This window comes from Chromobacterium haemolyticum DSM 19808, assembly GCF_000711885.1.
GTDB lineage: Bacteria > Pseudomonadota > Gammaproteobacteria > Burkholderiales > Chromobacteriaceae > Chromobacterium > Chromobacterium haemolyticum.
Map to the genome: position 1 here is coordinate 1 of NZ_JONK01000049.1, position 15,699 is coordinate 15,699.

Genomic DNA, 15,699 nt, shown 5'->3' on the forward strand with positions numbered 1-15,699 from the left:
TCGCTCCGATCGCCATGGAAGAAGGTCTGCGTTTCGCCATCCGCGAAGGCGGCCGTACCGTCGGCGCCGGCGTTGTTGCCAAGATCATCGCTTAATTAAAGTTTAAAGGCCAGTAGCTCAATTGGTAGAGTATCGGTCTCCAAAACCGAGGGTTGGGGGTTCGAGACCCTCCTGGCCTGCCAATTAAGACCAGCCGGCGCTTGTGCGCCGGTTGGTCTTTTGTCGCATACGCGCATTGAGAAGATATCGACATGGAAATGCAAGATAAAATCAAGCTGGCGCTGGCCGGTTTGCTGGTGGCGGCTGGTATCGTCGGCTTTTACATGATTCCGGCGGATCAGGGTATTTTGCGCGCGCTTTCGTTTGTGGCCGGTGTGGTTCTGGCGGTTGGCGCGATCTGGTTGTCGCAGCCGGGGAAGAGTTTTGTCTCTTACGCCAATGAGTCTCTGGTTGAGGCGCGCAAGGTGGTGTGGCCGACTCGCAAAGAGGCGATGCAGATGACCGGCATGGTGTTTGTTTTCGTGCTGGTGCTGGCCTTGTTCATGTGGTTGGTGGACTCCAGTCTGTCTTGGTTGTTTTATGATGTGATTCTTGGTCGAGGTAAATAATGGCAATGCGCTGGTATGTGGTTCACGCTTACTCGGGCTTTGAAAAGAGCGTGCAAAAGGCGCTGCGCGAGCGCATTGAGCGTTCTGACGTCGCCGATCAGTTTGGCCAGATTCTGGTGCCGGTAGAGGAAGTTGTTGACGTGAAGAACGGTCGACGCTCCATTACCGAGCGCAAGTTTTTCCCAGGTTATGTGTTGGTTGAGATGGAAATGACCGACGATACCTGGCATCTGGTTAAGAGCACTCCGAAGGTGACCGGCTTTGTTGGCGGTACCGCCAATCGCCCCGCGCCGATTTCCAAGAAGGAAGTCGAGGCCATCATGCAACAGATGCAAGAGGGTGTGGAGAAGCCGAAGCCGAAAGTTCTGTTTGAGGTGGGTGAGAAAGTGCGCGTCATCGACGGCCCGTTCAATGACTTCAATGGTTCCGTCGATGAGGTGAACTACGAGCGCAACAAGCTGCGAGTGTCGGTGCAGATTTTTGGTCGCGACACCCCTGTTGAGCTCGAATTCAGTCAGGTTGAAAAGTTGTAAGCCTGCCTCTTGGCAAGTGTTTTTTAGGCGTGTATACTGTTGCGCTTTCGTCGGGAAGCGAGTTGACGCTCGCGTTATACCCAAACTAGGAGTTTAATCGTGGCAAAGAAAATTGTCGGCTATATCAAGCTGCAAGTGCCCGCTGGTAAAGCCAATCCGTCGCCGCCGATCGGCCCGGCTCTGGGTCAGCGTGGTTTGAACATCATGGAATTCTGCAAGGCGTTCAACGCCGCGACTCAAGGCGTTGAGCCGGGTCTGCCGATTCCTGTGGTGATTACCGCATTCGCGGACAAGTCTTTCACCTTCATCATGAAGACCCCGCCGGCCACCATCCTTCTGAAGAAGGCTGCTGGCATCAAGTCCGGCTCCGCTAAGGCGCATGTGGACAAGGTGGGTAAAGTGACTCGCGCTCAGCTGGAAGAAATCGCCAAGACCAAGCAGCCGGACCTGACCGCTGCCGATCTTGACGCCGCTGTTCGCACCATCGCCGGCTCCGCCCGTTCGATGGGTCTGGAAGTGGAGGGCGTGTAATGGCTAAGGTTTCCAAGCGCTTGCAAGCTCTGAAGGCTAGCGTTGATCGCAATAAGCTGTACGCAATCGACGAAGCGATTTCCCTGGTGAAAGCCGCCGCCACCGCCAAGTTCGACGAGTCTATCGACATCGCCGTAAACTTGGGCGTGGACCCGCGCAAATCCGACCAAGTGGTTCGTGGCTCCGTGGTTCTGCCGCGCGGCACCGGCAAGTCGGTACGTGTTGCCGTGTTCGCCCAAGGCGCGAACGCTGAAGCCGCTAAAGCCGCTGGCGCCGAAGTCGTTGGTTTCGACGACCTGGCCGAGCAGGTTAAAGCCGGTAACCTGGATTTCGACATCGTGATCGCCTCCCCGGACGCCATGCGCGTTGTGGGTCAGCTGGGTCAGATCCTGGGCCCGCGCGGCCTGATGCCGAACCCGAAGGTTGGCACCGTGACCCCGAACGTAGCCGAGGCCGTGAAAAACGCCAAAGCCGGTCAGGTTCAATACCGTACCGACAAGGCCGGTATCGTTCACGCCACCATCGGTCGCGCTTCCTTCGAAGCCGAAGCTCTGCGTGAAAACTTCTCCGCTCTGGTTGATGCCTTGGTGAAAGCCAAGCCGGCAGCTTCCAAGGGCGTGTATCTGAAAAAGATCGCCGTATCCAGCACCATGGGTGTCGGCGCTCGTGTAGATACCAACTCGATCAGCGCTTAATCGCTGTTTGAGTATGGCGGGACGGTTCGCCGTCTCGCCAAGGCTTTGGGCTGGCAAGCTTGCTTGTCAGGTTGTCAAAGACCGTAGGCGCCGCAAGGCTTAATCGCAGATTTGCTTGTATGGGAGTCCGCAACCTACGCAGATGGTGTACCCGAAACAGGCTTCTGAACAAAGTTCAAGCTCATGTAGCTCAGGGGTAGAGCACTCCCTTGGTAAGGGAGAGGTCGGCGGTTCAATTCCGCCCATGAGCACCAGTTCTTTATGATGTCTCCTGATGTAGGTCGCCGCTGCAAAGCGAAGCGAAAATCCTTTCGCTTCATTTCAGTCTAGGAGGTAGACCTTGAGTCTCAATATCGAAGATAAAAAGGCGGTCGTAGCTGAAGTATCTGCCACGCTGGCAGACGCTCAGACCCTCGTTATCGCTGAATATCGGGGCATCGAGGTAAGCAGCATGACCAAACTCCGCGCTCAGGCGCGCGAGAATGGCGTATACCTGCGCGTTCTGAAGAACACGCTGGTGCGCCGTGCTGTGGAAGGCACTCCGTTTGCCGGTCTGGCTGACCAAATGGTCGGCCCGCTGGTTTACGCTGTTTCCGCCGACCCGGTAGCTGCTGCCAAGGTGCTGCATCAATATGCCAAGGCTGACGACAAAATCATCGTCAAGGCAGGTTCCTACGATGGCCAGGTGCTGAACGCCGCTCAGGTTGCTGAGCTTGCGTCCATCCCGAGCCGCGAAGAACTGCTGTCCAAGCTTCTCTACGTTATGCAGGCTCCGGTCGCTGGCTTCGCCCGCGCGCTGGCCGCCCTGTCCGACAAGAAGCAAGCCGAAGCCGCTTAACTTATTTGATTCTTATAGAATTCAGGAGATTTTCACATGGCAATCACCAAAGAAGACATCCTCGAGGCCGTTGCTGGTCTGACCGTGATGGAACTGAACGACCTGGTTAAGGCGTTCGAAGAGAAGTTCGGCGTTTCCGCCGCTGCTGTTGCTGTTGCTGGCCCGGCTGGCGCCGGCGCTGCTGCCGCTGAAGAAAAAACCGAGTTTGACGTTATCCTGACTGGCGCTGGCGACAACAAAGTTGGCGTGATCAAGGTTGTGCGCGCAATCACCGGTCTGGGCCTGAAAGAAGCCAAAGACCTGGTTGACGGCGCTCCGAAAGCCCTGAAAGAAGGCGTGGCGAAGGCTGAAGCCGACGACATCCTGAAACAGCTGACCGAAGCCGGTGCTAAGGCTGAAATCAAATAATCTTCTTTGAAAAAAGAGGGTGAGGCTGGCGGAGTAATCCGCCAGCCTTATTGCGCTTGTAGTTGGCCGAAACGAAGAAGGTAAAAGCCAGCAATTATTGAGCGTGGCTGCTGACTTTTGGTTTCTTGCTTGCGCCACCCCACCTCGATGGAGACTCTATGAGTTATTCGTTTACTGAGAAGAAGCGTATTCGTAAAAGTTTTGCGAAGCGTGCCAGTGTTCTCGATGTCCCATTCCTGTTGGCGACCCAGATTGATTCCTACACCGAATTTCTCCAGTTGGGTGTGCCGCTTGACCAGCGTAGGGATGTGGGCCTTCAGGCTGCGTTCAAATCGATCTATCCGATCATCAGCCACAATGGCTACGCGCGTCTGGATTTCGCTCATTACATCTTGGGCGAGCCGCCGTTCGACGTGCAGGAGTGCCAGCTGCGCGGCATCACTTACGCCGCTCCGCTGCGCGCGCGCATCCGCCTGACCATTTTCGATAAAGAGTCTTCCAAGCCTGTAGTGAAGGAAGTGCGCGAGAACGAAGTGTACATGGGCGAGATTCCGCTGATGACGACCAATGGTTCGTTCATCATCAACGGTACCGAGCGCGTCATCGTTTCTCAGTTGCACCGTTCCCCGGGCGTTTTCTTCGAGCACGACCGCGGCAAGACTCATTCCTCCGGCAAGCTGCTGTTCTCCGCCCGCGTGATTCCTTACCGCGGTTCCTGGCTGGACTTCGAGTTTGATCCGAAAGACCTGCTGTACTTCCGTATTGACCGTCGCCGCAAGATGCCGGTGACCATTCTGCTGAAGGCGCTGGGTTACACCAACGAAGAAATCCTGTCCGAGTTCTACAGCTTCGACACCTTCTATCTGACCAAAGGCGGCGTGTTCATGCGCGTGGTGCCGGATCGTCTGAAGGGTGAAGTGGCCAAGTTCGACATCGTTGCCGCCGATGGCAAGCTGATCGTGGCCAAGGACAAGCGCATCACCGCCAAGCACATCCGCGACATCCAGACTGCTGAGCTGGATCGCATCGAAGTGCCGGCCGACGCGTTGCTGGGCAAGGTGCTGGCGCACAATGTCGCCAATACCGATACCGGTGAACTGATTGCGCGCGCCAACGACGAGATCACCGAGGAAGTGCTGGCCAAGCTAGCGCTGGCGGACATCCAGCAGGTGGAAGTGCTGTTCACCAATGACCTGGACCAGGGTTCTTATATCTCGCAGACCCTGCGCGCCGACGATATTCAGGACCAGCTGCAAGCTCGCGTGGCGATCTACCGCATGATGCGCCCGGGCGAACCGCCGACTGAAGACGCGGTGGAAGCGTTGTTCCAGCGCCTGTTCTTCAGCGAAGAAACCTACGACCTGTCGCGCGTGGGCCGCATGAAGTTCAGCTCGCGCACTTATCAGTACAAGTTCGACGACAAGACTCCGGAGTGGTTCAAGGTCCTGATCGGCGAGAAGTTCGCCGGCCGTCGCGATGTGATGGAAGGTACGCTGTCGACTGAAGACATCGTTTCCGTGATCGCCATCCTCACCGAGCTGCGCAATGGCCGCGGTGAAGTGGACGACATCGATCACTTGGGCAACCGTCGCGTGCGTTCGGTGGGCGAATTGGCCGAGAACCAATTCCGTGCCGGTCTGGTGCGCGTCGAACGCGCGGTCAAGGAGCGCCTGAACCAGGCGGAATCCGACAACCTGATGCCGCATGACCTGATCAATGCCAAGCCGGTATCCGCCGCGATCAAGGAATTCTTTGGTTCCTCGCAGCTGTCCCAGTTCATGGATCAGACCAACCCGCTGTCCGAGATCACCCACAAGCGCCGCGTATCGGCCCTGGGCCCGGGCGGTTTGACCCGCGAACGCGCCGGCTTCGAAGTGCGAGACGTGCATCCGACCCACTATGGCCGTGTATGCCCGATCGAAACGCCGGAAGGCCCGAACATTGGTCTGATCAACTCGCTGTCCGTGTTTGCGCGCACCAACGAGTTCGGCTTCCTGGAAACGCCGTACCGCAAAGTGGTGGACAGCAAGGTCACCAACGAGATCGATTACCTGTCTGCGATCGAAGAAGGCCGCTACGTGATTGCTCAGGCCAACGCCGAGCTGAGCGAAGAGGGCAAGCTGATCGACGAGCTGGTGACCTGCCGCGAAAAGGGTGAAACCATTCTGGCGACCCCGGACCGCGTACAGTACATGGACGTGGCCACTGGCCAGGTGGTGTCCGTTGCCGCCTCGCTGATTCCGTTCCTGGAGCACGATGACGCCAACCGCGCATTGATGGGCGCCAACATGCAACGCCAGGCCGTGCCTTGCCTGCGTCCGGAAAAAGCTCTGGTGGGCACCGGTATCGAGCGCTCGGTGGCGGTAGACTCCGGCACCACCGTCGTGGCGCGTCGCGGCGGCGTGGTCGACTATGTCGATGCCGGCCGTGTGGTGATTCGCGTCAATGACGAGGAAGCGACCGCGGGCGAAGTGGGTGTGGATATCTACAATCTGACCAAGTTCACCCGTTCCAACCAGAACACCAACATCAACCAGCGTCCGATCGTGAAAGTGGGCGACCGCATCGCGCGCGGCGACGTGGTGGCCGACGGCGCCTCCACCGACCTGGGCGAGCTGGCGCTGGGTCAGAACATGACCATCGCCTTCATGCCGTGGAACGGTTACAACTACGAGGACTCGATCCTGATCTCGGAGAAGCTGGTCGCCGAAGACCGCTACACCTCGATCCATATCGAAGAACTGTCCGTGGTTGCCCGCGACACCAAGCTGGGACCTGAGGAAATTACCCGCGACATCCCGAACCTGTCCGAGCGCATGGCCGGCCGTCTGGATGAATCCGGCATTGTGTACATCGGCGCCGAAGTTGAGGCGGGCGACGTGCTGGTGGGCAAGGTGACGCCTAAGGGCGAAACCCAGCTGACGCCGGAAGAGAAGCTGCTGCGCGCGATTTTCGGCGAGAAGGCTTCCGACGTGAAGGACACCTCGCTGCGCGTGCCGACCGGCACCGTGGGCACGGTGATCGACGTTCAGGTGTTCACCCGCGAAGGCATCGAGCGCGACAAGCGCGCTCAGTCCATCATTGATTCGGAACTGAAGCGCTATCGTCTGGACCTGAACGACCAGCTGCGTATTTTCGACAACGACGCCTTCAGCCGTATTGAGCGTTTGATCGTGGGCAAGGTTGCCAACGGCGGTCCGAAGCGCCTGATGAAGGGCACTGTGATCGATCAGGAATACCTGGCCGACCTGCCGTCCAAGCATGATTGGTTCGACATCCGCATGTCGGATGAAGACATCGCCAAGCAGCTGGAGCTGATCAAGGAAAGCCTGGCGCAGAAGCGCGAAGAATTCGATCTCAAGTTCGAAGACAAAAAGCGCAAGCTGACCCAGGGCGATGAACTGCCGCCGGGCGTGCAAAAGATGGTCAAGGTATATCTGGCCGTTAAGCGCCGCCTGCAGGCGGGCGACAAGATGGCCGGCCGCCACGGTAACAAGGGTGTGGTGTCGCGCATTCTGCCGATCGAAGACATGCCGTACATGGGCGACGGTCGTCCGGTCGACATCGTGCTGAACCCGCTGGGCGTACCGTCGCGTATGAACATCGGTCAGATCCTGGAAGTGCATCTGGGCTGGGCCGCCAAGGGTATTGGCGAGCGCATTGACCGCATGGTCAAGGAGCAGCAGTCCGCCGCCGAGATCCGTGGCTACCTGGAGCGCATCTACAACGAAGCCGGCAAGGCCGAAGACATCGCTTCGCTGAGCGAGGACGAGGTCCTGTCCCTGGCGGACAACCTGCGCAAGGGCATGCCGTTCGCCACGCCGGTATTCGACGGCGCCAAGGAGACCGAGATCAAGCACATGCTGGATCTGGCCTATCCGGAAGACGACCCGCTGACCCAGAAAATGGGCTTTAATGAGTCCAAGACTCAGATGACCTTGTACGATGGCCGCTCCGGCGAAGCTTTCGACCGCAAGGTCACCGTGGGCGTGATGCACTACCTGAAGCTGCATCACCTGGTCGACGACAAGATGCACGCGCGTTCCACCGGCCCGTACTCGCTGGTGACCCAGCAGCCGCTAGGCGGTAAGGCCCAGTTCGGCGGCCAGCGTTTCGGTGAGATGGAGGTGTGGGCGCTGGAAGCTTACGGCGCCGCCTACACTCTGCAGGAAATGCTGACCGTGAAGTCGGACGATGTGACCGGTCGTACCAAGGTGTACGAGAACATCGTGAAGGGCGAGCACAAGATCGATGCCGGCATGCCGGAATCCTTCAACGTGCTGGTGAAGGAAATCCGTTCGCTCGGCCTCGACATGGACCTGGAACGTTATTGATTGGGTTGAATGGGCGCGGCAAACCGCCGCGCCTGTCCCCTGACTGGAGACGCAATGAAAGCTCTGCTCGACCTCTTTAAGCAAGTTACGCAAGAAGAAGAGTTTGATGCGATTAAGATCGGCATCGCCTCGCCTGACAAGATCCGTTCCTGGTCTTATGGTGAAGTAAAAAAGCCTGAAACCATCAACTATCGTACCTTCAAACCGGAACGCGACGGCCTGTTCTGCGCGCGCATCTTCGGCCCGGTGAAGGACTATGAATGCTTGTGCGGCAAGTACAAGCGCCTGAAGCATCGCGGCGTGATCTGCGAGAAGTGCGGCGTGGAAGTCACCTTGTCCAAGGTGCGTCGCGAGCGCATGGGCCACATCGAGTTGGCCAGCCCGACCGCGCACATCTGGTTCCTGAAGTCGCTGCCGTCGCGTCTGGGCATGGTGCTGGACATGACGCTGCGCGACATCGAGCGCGTGCTGTACTTTGAAGCGTTCGTGGTGACCGATCCGGGCATGACCCCGCTGCAATATCGTCAGCTGCTGACCGAAGAGGACTTCCTGGACAAGGAAGACCAGTACGGTGAAGAGTTCGTCGCCATGATGGGCGCCGAAGCCGTCAAGGAATTGCTGAAGAAGCTGAACCTGGACAGCGAGATCGAGACCCTGCGCGCCGAGCTCAAGGCCACCAGCTCCGACACCAAGATCAAGAAGATCTCCAAGCGCCTGAAAGTGCTGGAGGCCTTCCAGCGTTCCGGCATGAAGCCGGAGTGGATGATTCTGGAAGTGCTGCCGGTGCTGCCGCCGGAACTCCGTCCGCTGGTGCCGTTGGACGGCGGTCGCTTCGCGACTTCCGATCTGAACGATCTGTACCGCCGCGTGATCAACCGGAACAACCGCCTGAAGCGCCTGCTGGAACTGCGCGCGCCGGATATCATCGTGCGCAACGAGAAGCGCATGCTGCAGGAATCGGTTGACTCGCTGCTGGACAACGGCCGTCGCGGTAAGGCGATGACCGGTGCCAACAAGCGTCCGCTGAAATCGCTGGCCGACATGATCAAGGGCAAGGGCGGTCGTTTCCGTCAGAACTTGCTGGGTAAGCGCGTGGACTACTCCGGTCGTTCCGTGATTACCGTGGGCCCGACTCTGCGTCTGCATCAGTGCGGCCTGCCTAAGAAGATGGCGCTGGAACTGTTCAAGCCCTTCATCTTCCACAAGTTGGAAGTGATGGGTCTGGCATCCACCATCAAGGCGGCCAAGAAGCTGGTAGAGCAGGAAGTGCCGGAAGTCTGGGACATCCTGGAAGACGTGATCCGCGAACATCCGGTTCTGCTGAACCGTGCGCCTACGCTGCACCGTTTGGGCATTCAGGCGTTCGAGCCGGTGCTGATCGAAGGCAAGGCCATCCAGCTGCATCCGCTGGTCTGCGCGGCGTTCAACGCCGACTTCGACGGTGACCAGATGGCTGTTCACGTGCCGCTGTCGCTGGAAGCGCAGATGGAAGCCCGCACTCTGATGCTGGCCACCAACAACGTGCTGTCCCCGGCCAACGGCGATCCGATCATCGTGCCGTCGCAAGATATCGTATTGGGTCTGTACTACATGACCCGCGACAAGGTGAACGGCAAGGGTGAGGGCATGGTGTTTGCGGACACCAAGGAAGTGCATCGCGCCTACGAAACCCGTCAGGTTGAGCTGGCGACGCGCATCACCGTGCGTCTGCGCGAGTGGGAAAAAGACGAGCAGGGCGAGTTCCAGCCGGTGATCAAGCGTTACGACACCACCGTGGGCCGCGCTATTTTGTCCGACATCCTGCCGAAAGGCTTGCCGTTCGAGCACATCAACAAGGCGCTGAAGAAGAAAGAAATCTCGAAACTGATCAACGTTTCGTTCCGTCGTTGCGGCATCCGCGACACGGTGATCTTCGCCGACCAGTTGATGTACACCGGTTTTGCCTACTCCACCCGCGGCGGCATCTCCATTTGCGTGGACGATATGCAGATCCCGGCCAAGAAGGTCGATCTGCTCGCCGACGCGCAGAAGGAAGTCAAAGAGATTGAAGAGCAGTATCGTCAAGGTCTGGTGACCCAGGGCGAACGCTACAACAAGGTAGTGGACATCTGGGGCCGTACCGGCGACAAGATCGCCAAGGCGATGATGGACGAGCTGTCCAAGCAGAAGGTCCTGGACCGCGAAGGCAAGGAAGTCGATCAAGAGTCCTTCAACTCCATTTACATGATGGCCGACTCGGGCGCGCGGGGTTCCGCAGCCCAGATCAAGCAGCTGGCCGGTATGCGGGGTTTGATGGCCAAGCCGGACGGCTCGATTATCGAAACGCCGATTACCGCGAACTTCCGCGAAGGCCTGACCGTATTGCAGTACTTTATTTCCACCCACGGTGCGCGTAAGGGTCTGGCGGATACCGCCTTGAAGACCGCGAACTCCGGTTACCTGACTCGTCGTCTGGTCGACGTGACCCAGGATTTGGTGGTGATCGAGGACGATTGCGGCACCAGCAACGGCTTCACCATGAAGGCCGTGCTGCAGGGCGGCGACGTGATCGAACCGTTGCGCGACCGCATCCTGGGCCGCGTGGCCGCGATCGATCTGGTGGATCCGTCTACCGGTGAAACCGTGATCGAAGCCGGTTCTTTGCTGGACGAGCATCTGGTGGACGTAGTCGACAGCCTGGGCATCGACGAAGTGAAGGTGCGTACCGCCATCACTTGCGACACCCGCTACGGTCTGTGCGCCAAGTGCTATGGTCGCGACCTGGCGCGCGGCAAGCGCGTCAACGCCGGCGAAGCCATCGGCGTGATCGCCGCCCAGTCCATTGGCGAACCGGGCACCCAGCTGACCATGCGTACCTTCCACATCGGTGGCGCGGCTTCTCGTAACGCCGCCGCTAGCCAGGTAGAGGGCAAGTCCAACGGCACCGTGCGCTTCTCCAGCCAGATGCGCTACGTGGCGAACACCAAGGGCGAACTCATCGTCATCACCCGCTCCGGCGAAGTGGTGATTCACGATGATATGGGCCGCGAGCGCGAGCGTCACAAAGTGCCGTACGGCGCGACGCTGATGGTGACTGACGGTCTGCAGATCAAGGCTGGCGCCGTGCTGGCCACTTGGGATCCGCATACCCGTCCGATCATCACCGAGTACGCGGGCCGCGTGAAGTTCGAGAACGTGGAAGAGGGCAACACCGTTGCCAAGCAGACCGACGAAGTAACGGGTCTGTCGACGCTGGTCGTGATCGATCCGAAGCGCCGCGCCGGTTCGCAGTCCAAGATGCTGCGTCCGTTGGTGAAGCTGCTGGACGACAACGGCAACGAAGTGAAGCTGGCCGGTTCCGAAGCCTCGGTATCGATCACCTTCCAGGTGGGCGCCATTATTACGGTGCGCGACGGTCAGGAAGTGGGCAAGGGCGAAGTGCTGGCCCGCATCCCGCAGGAATCGTCCAAGACCCGCGATATTACCGGTGGTCTGCCGCGCGTGGCCGAGCTGTTTGAAGCGCGCTCGCCGAAAGACGCCGGCATGCTGGCGGAAGTGACTGGTACGATCTCCTTCGGCAAGGACACGAAGGGCAAGCAGCGTCTGATCATCACCGATCTGGAAGGCAACGGTTACGAAAACCTGATCCCGAAAGACAAGCACGTGCTGGTGCACGACGGTCAAGTGGTGAATCGCGGCGAATCCATCGTCGACGGTCCGGTGGACCCGCACGACATCCTGCGTCTGCAGGGCATCGAGGCGCTGGCCCGCTACATCGTTCAAGAGGTGCAGGAGGTTTATCGTCTGCAGGGCGTGAAGATCAACGACAAGCACATCGAGGTGATCATTCGCCAGATGCTGCGTCGCGTGATCATCTCCGACAGCGGCGATACCGACTTCATCCAGGGCGAACAGGTGGAGCGCGCCGACGCGCTGGAAATGAACGACAAGATGCTGGCGGAAGGCAAAGAGCCTGCGCAGTACGAAAACGTGCTGCTGGGTATCACGAAGGCGTCCTTGTCCACCGACTCGTTCATCTCCGCGGCTTCCTTCCAGGAAACCACTCGCGTGCTGACCGAAGCGGCCATCATGGGCAAGAAGGACGACCTGCGCGGCCTGAAGGAAAACGTGATTGTCGGTCGTCTGATCCCGGCGGGTACCGGTCTGGCTTACCATCGCACCCGTCGCGGTTCGACGCAGCACACCTTGGAAGCGGCCGAAGCCCAGTTCTTCGATATCGCTCCGGCGGATGCGCTCGACAGCAACGAATAACGCTTAGTCGTCTTGGCCGGAAAGAGGCGGAATTGCCCGCCTGCGGACGGCCCTGACGCAAAGTGTTGAAAAAACGCTGCCCTATCAACGGTTAAGGTGATAGGGCGGCGTTGTTTTCATTGACGGTGGGACGTTGACTAAAATATAATCCTCCGTCCTTTCTGGCGGCGTGTTGCCGTTGGAGAGCTTCAACTAGGAACTGATAGTAATGCCAACCATTAACCAACTCGTTCGCAAAGGCCGCGTCGCCATCAAGGCGAAGAGCAAGGTGCCTGCGCTGGAAGCCTGCCCGCAGAAGCGTGGCGTGTGCACCCGTGTCTACACCACCACTCCGAAGAAGCCGAACTCGGCTCTGCGTAAAGTGTGCAAGGTTCGTCTGACCAACGGTTTCGAAGTGATTTCCTACATCGGTGGTGAAGGCCACAACCTGCAGGAACACTCCGTAGTGCTGCTCCGCGGCGGTCGTGTAAAAGACTTGCCGGGTGTTCGCTACCACACCGTTCGCGGCTCCCTCGACACCGCAGGTGTTAAAGACCGTAAACAGGCTCGTTCCAAATACGGCGCCAAGCGTCCTAAGTAATTGGGGTGCTCTCAAGGCGGCCTGATCAACACTCAGGGTCGTCTAGTAAGTGACTGCTCCATTGGGTAGTCATGAGCCAAAGCTCAACTGAATAATCTAAGGAAGTAACATGCCACGTCGCAGAGAAGTCCCCAAGCGCGAAATCCTGCCGGATCCGAAGTTCGGTTCCCAGGACCTGTCCAAGTTCATGAACGTAGTCATGATCGATGGCAAGAAATCCGTTGCAGAGCGCATCATTTACGGTGCTTTGGAGCAGATCGAAAAGAAATCCGGCAAGAATGCCCTGGAAGTATTCAACATCGCTCTGGCCAACGCCAAGCCGGTTGTTGAAGTAAAAAGCCGCCGTGTAGGCGGTGCCAACTATCAAGTTCCTGTTGAAGTACGTCCGTCGCGTCGTATGGCTCTGGCCATGCGTTGGCTGCGCGACGCTGCGCGCAAGCGCGGCGAAAAGTCCATGGACCTGCGCCTGGCTGGTGAATTGCTCGACGCGGCCGAAGGCCGTGGCGGCGCGATGAAGAAGCGTGACGAAGTGCACCGCATGGCAGAAGCCAACAAAGCCTTCTCGCACTTCCGCTTCTAAGCAGACCCACTATTTAAGGTGTAGATCGTGGCAAGGAAAACCCCCATTGAGCGTTACCGTAACATCGGTATCTCCGCTCACATTGACGCCGGTAAGACGACCACTACCGAGCGTATTCTGTTTTACACCGGTGTGAACCACAAGCTGGGCGAGGTTCATGACGGCGCTGCCACCACCGACTGGATGGAGCAAGAGCAGGAGCGTGGCATTACCATCACCTCCGCTGCTGTGACCACCTTCTGGAAGGGTATGGGGATGCAGTTCCCCGAGCACCGTTTCAACATCATCGACACCCCGGGACACGTGGACTTTACCATTGAGGTAGAGCGTTCCATGCGTGTGCTGGACGGCGCGGTGATGGTGTACTGCGCGGTGGGCGGCGTTCAGCCCCAGTCTGAAACCGTATGGCGTCAGGCTAACAAGTACAAAGTTCCGCGTATCGCCTTCGTGAACAAGATGGACCGTCAAGGCGCCAACTTCTTCCGTGCGGTTGAACAGGTGAAAACTCGCCTGCGCGGCAACCCGGTGCCCATCGTAGTGCCTATCGGCGCTGAAGACGGCTTCACCGGCGTGGTTGATCTGCTGAAAATGAAGGCCATTATCTGGGATGAAGCTTCCCAGGGCATGAAATTCGAATACGGCGAGATCCCGGCCGACCTGGTTTCCGTGGCCGAAGAATGGCGCGAGAAGATGGTTGAAGCCGCGGCTGAAGCCAGCGAAGAAATGATGGACAAGTACTTGGGCGGCGAGACGCTGACCGAGGAAGAAATCATCGCCGGTCTGCGCGAGCGTACCCTGAAGTGCGAAATCCAGCCGATGCTGTGCGGCTCCGCGTTCAAGAACAAGGGTGTACAGCGCATGCTGGACGCCGTGGTTGAGCTGCTGCCGGCGCCGATCGACATCCCGGCCATCGCTGGTGAGACCGACGGCAAACCGGCGGAACGTCACGCTTCCGACGATGAGCCGTTCTCGGCTCTGGCGTTCAAGCTGATGAATGACCCGTACGTCGGTCAGCTGACCTTCTTCCGCGTCTACTCTGGTGTGGTTAAGTCCGGTGATACCGTGCTGAACTCCATCAAGGGCAAGAAAGAGCGTATCGGCCGTATCGTGCAGATGATGGCGAACGATCGTATCGAGCTGGAAGAAGTGCGTGCCGGCGACATCGCCGCCGCCATCGGCCTGAAAGAAGTAACCACGGGTGAAACCCTGTGCGACCTGAACGCCAACATCATCCTGGAGCGCATGGAGTTCCCGGAGCCGGTGATTCACGTTGCCGTTGAGCCGAAAACCAAGGCCGACCAGGAGAAGATGGGCGTTGCCCTGAACCGCCTGGCCAAGGAAGACCCGTCGTTCCGCGTGCGTACCGACGAAGAATCCGGCCAGACCATTATTTCCGGTATGGGCGAACTGCACCTGGAAATTCTGGTTGACCGCATGAAGCGCGAATTTGGCGTTGAAGCCAACGTTGGCGCTCCGCAAGTGGCGTACCGTGAAACCATTACCAAAACCGTTACCGATGTTGACGGCAAGCATGTCAAGCAGTCCGGTGGTAAGGGTCAGTACGGTCACGCGGTTATTACCCTGGAGCCGTCCGGCGAGGGTAATGGCTACAAGTTTGTCGACGAGATCAAGGGTGGCGTGATTCCGCGTGAATTCATCCCGTCCGTGGACAAGGGTATTCAGAACACCCTGTCCAGCGGTATTCTCGCCGGCTTCCCGGTGGTTGACGTTACCGTGCGTCTGACCTTCGGTTCCTACCACGACGTCGACTCCTCGCAGATCGCGTTCGAACTGGCTGGCTCCCTGGCATTCAAAGAAGCCATGCGCCGCGCCGGTCCGTGCATCCTCGAGCCGATGATGGCGGTGGAAGTGGAAACTCCGGAAGAGTACATGGGCGATGTGATGGGCGACTTGAACCGTCGTCGCGGCATCGTTCAGGGTATGGACGACGATGGTTTGGGTGGCAAGAAGATCAAGGCCGAAGTACCGCTGGCCGAGATGTTCGGTTACTCGACCGACCTGCGTTCCGCTACCCAGGGTCGTGCGACCTACTCGATGGAGTTCAAGCACTACTCCGAAGCTCCGAAGCATGTTGCCGACGCCGTAATGGCCGCTCGCAAGTAATGCGCGCTGAGGCTGGCCGAGCCGTAAGGGCTTGGCCAGTCCCGATCTAATGTTCTTTAATTAAGGATTTTTGCAAAATGGCAAAAGAAAAGTTTGAGCGGACCAAACCGCACGTAAACGTAGGCACCATCGGTCACGTGGACCATGGTAAAACCACTCTGACCGCTGCTATCACCACTATTCTGTCGAAGAAGTTCGGTGGCGAAGCCAAAGACTA

At 58.5% G+C, this 15,699-nt stretch carries 13 protein-coding genes and 2 tRNA genes; all 15 read left to right on the top strand.

The window, feature by feature from the left end; translation table 11 throughout:
- The coding region (locus tag BR71_RS23840; RefSeq protein ID WP_081816287.1) for an EF-Tu C-terminal domain-related protein at positions 1 to 95 on the top strand (95 nt) is incomplete at its 5' end.
- Positions 96 to 106: 11 nt separating this feature from the next.
- A tRNA-Trp gene (locus tag BR71_RS19270) sits at positions 107 to 182 on the top strand.
- A gap of 69 nt (positions 183 to 251) precedes the next feature.
- Positions 252 to 608 carry a preprotein translocase subunit SecE gene (secE, locus tag BR71_RS19275; protein ID WP_019100014.1) on the top strand — a complete coding sequence of 119 codons (357 nt, stop codon included), beginning with the start codon at positions 252 to 254 and terminating at the stop codon, positions 606 to 608.
- The gene (gene nusG / locus BR71_RS19280; protein ID WP_043594671.1) at positions 608 to 1,141 is read left to right on the top strand and encodes a transcription termination/antitermination protein NusG; all 534 of its coding nucleotides are present in this window, start codon (positions 608 to 610) and stop codon (positions 1,139 to 1,141) included. The genes secE and nusG overlap by 1 nt, the downstream gene beginning before the upstream one ends.
- Before the next feature lie 99 nt (positions 1,142 to 1,240).
- On the top strand, positions 1,241 to 1,672 hold the full coding sequence (rplK, locus tag BR71_RS19285; protein ID WP_019100246.1) for a 50S ribosomal protein L11: 432 nt from the start codon (positions 1,241 to 1,243) through the stop codon (positions 1,670 to 1,672).
- Positions 1,672 to 2,367 carry a 50S ribosomal protein L1 gene (rplA, locus tag BR71_RS19290; protein WP_019100247.1) on the top strand — a complete coding sequence of 232 codons (696 nt, stop codon included), beginning with the start codon at positions 1,672 to 1,674 and terminating at the stop codon, positions 2,365 to 2,367. The genes rplK and rplA overlap by 1 nt, the downstream gene beginning before the upstream one ends.
- 179 nt (positions 2,368 to 2,546) lie before the next feature.
- A tRNA-Thr gene (locus BR71_RS19295) sits at positions 2,547 to 2,621 on the top strand.
- Positions 2,622 to 2,707: 86 nt separating this feature from the next.
- Entirely contained in the window at positions 2,708 to 3,205 is a 498-nt protein-coding gene (rplJ, locus tag BR71_RS19300; RefSeq protein ID WP_039755753.1) for a 50S ribosomal protein L10, read from the top strand.
- Between the two features lie 36 nt (positions 3,206 to 3,241).
- Entirely contained in the window at positions 3,242 to 3,613 is a 372-nt protein-coding gene (gene rplL / locus BR71_RS19305) for a 50S ribosomal protein L7/L12 (protein ID WP_019102910.1), read from the top strand.
- Between the two features lie 158 nt (positions 3,614 to 3,771).
- Positions 3,772 to 7,947, top strand: coding sequence for a DNA-directed RNA polymerase subunit beta (gene rpoB, locus BR71_RS19310; protein WP_039755755.1), 4,176 nt, complete (start codon positions 3,772 to 3,774; stop codon positions 7,945 to 7,947).
- 54 nt (positions 7,948 to 8,001) lie between these two features.
- Positions 8,002 to 12,198: a DNA-directed RNA polymerase subunit beta' gene (rpoC, locus tag BR71_RS19315; protein ID WP_043594667.1), complete on the top strand. Its 4,197-nt coding sequence runs from the start codon at positions 8,002 to 8,004 to the stop codon at positions 12,196 to 12,198.
- Between the two features lie 208 nt (positions 12,199 to 12,406).
- Entirely contained in the window at positions 12,407 to 12,778 is a 372-nt protein-coding gene (rpsL, locus tag BR71_RS19320) for a 30S ribosomal protein S12 (RefSeq protein ID WP_019103491.1), read from the top strand.
- 109 nt (positions 12,779 to 12,887) lie between these two features.
- A complete protein-coding gene (gene rpsG, locus BR71_RS19325; RefSeq protein ID WP_043641366.1) occupies positions 12,888 to 13,358 on the top strand; it encodes a 30S ribosomal protein S7 in 471 nt (156 codons plus the stop codon).
- Positions 13,359 to 13,385: 27 nt separating this feature from the next.
- A complete protein-coding gene (gene fusA, locus BR71_RS19330) occupies positions 13,386 to 15,482 on the top strand; it encodes an elongation factor G (protein ID WP_043594665.1) in 2,097 nt (698 codons plus the stop codon).
- A 77-nt stretch (positions 15,483 to 15,559) separates the two neighbouring features.
- On the top strand, positions 15,560 to 15,699 hold a 140-nt coding region (locus tag BR71_RS23845; protein ID WP_043641369.1), incomplete at its 3' end, for a GTP-binding protein.

Excerpts from the sequence above, each read along its gene's own strand:
- nusG (WP_043594671.1), top strand. The coding sequence starts at position 608 with ATGGCAATGCGCTGGTATGTGGTTCACGCTTACTCGGGCTTTGAAAAG.
- rpoB (WP_039755755.1), top strand. The coding sequence starts at position 3,772 with ATGAGTTATTCGTTTACTGAGAAGAAGCGTATTCGTAAAAGTTTTGCG.
- rplA (WP_019100247.1), top strand. The coding sequence starts at position 1,672 with ATGGCTAAGGTTTCCAAGCGCTTGCAAGCTCTGAAGGCTAGCGTTGAT.
- rpoC (WP_043594667.1), top strand. The coding sequence starts at position 8,002 with ATGAAAGCTCTGCTCGACCTCTTTAAGCAAGTTACGCAAGAAGAAGAG.
- rplL (WP_019102910.1), top strand. The coding sequence starts at position 3,242 with ATGGCAATCACCAAAGAAGACATCCTCGAGGCCGTTGCTGGTCTGACC.
- secE (WP_019100014.1), top strand. The coding sequence starts at position 252 with ATGGAAATGCAAGATAAAATCAAGCTGGCGCTGGCCGGTTTGCTGGTG.
- rpsL (WP_019103491.1), top strand. The coding sequence starts at position 12,407 with ATGCCAACCATTAACCAACTCGTTCGCAAAGGCCGCGTCGCCATCAAG.
- rpsG (WP_043641366.1), top strand. The coding sequence starts at position 12,888 with ATGCCACGTCGCAGAGAAGTCCCCAAGCGCGAAATCCTGCCGGATCCG.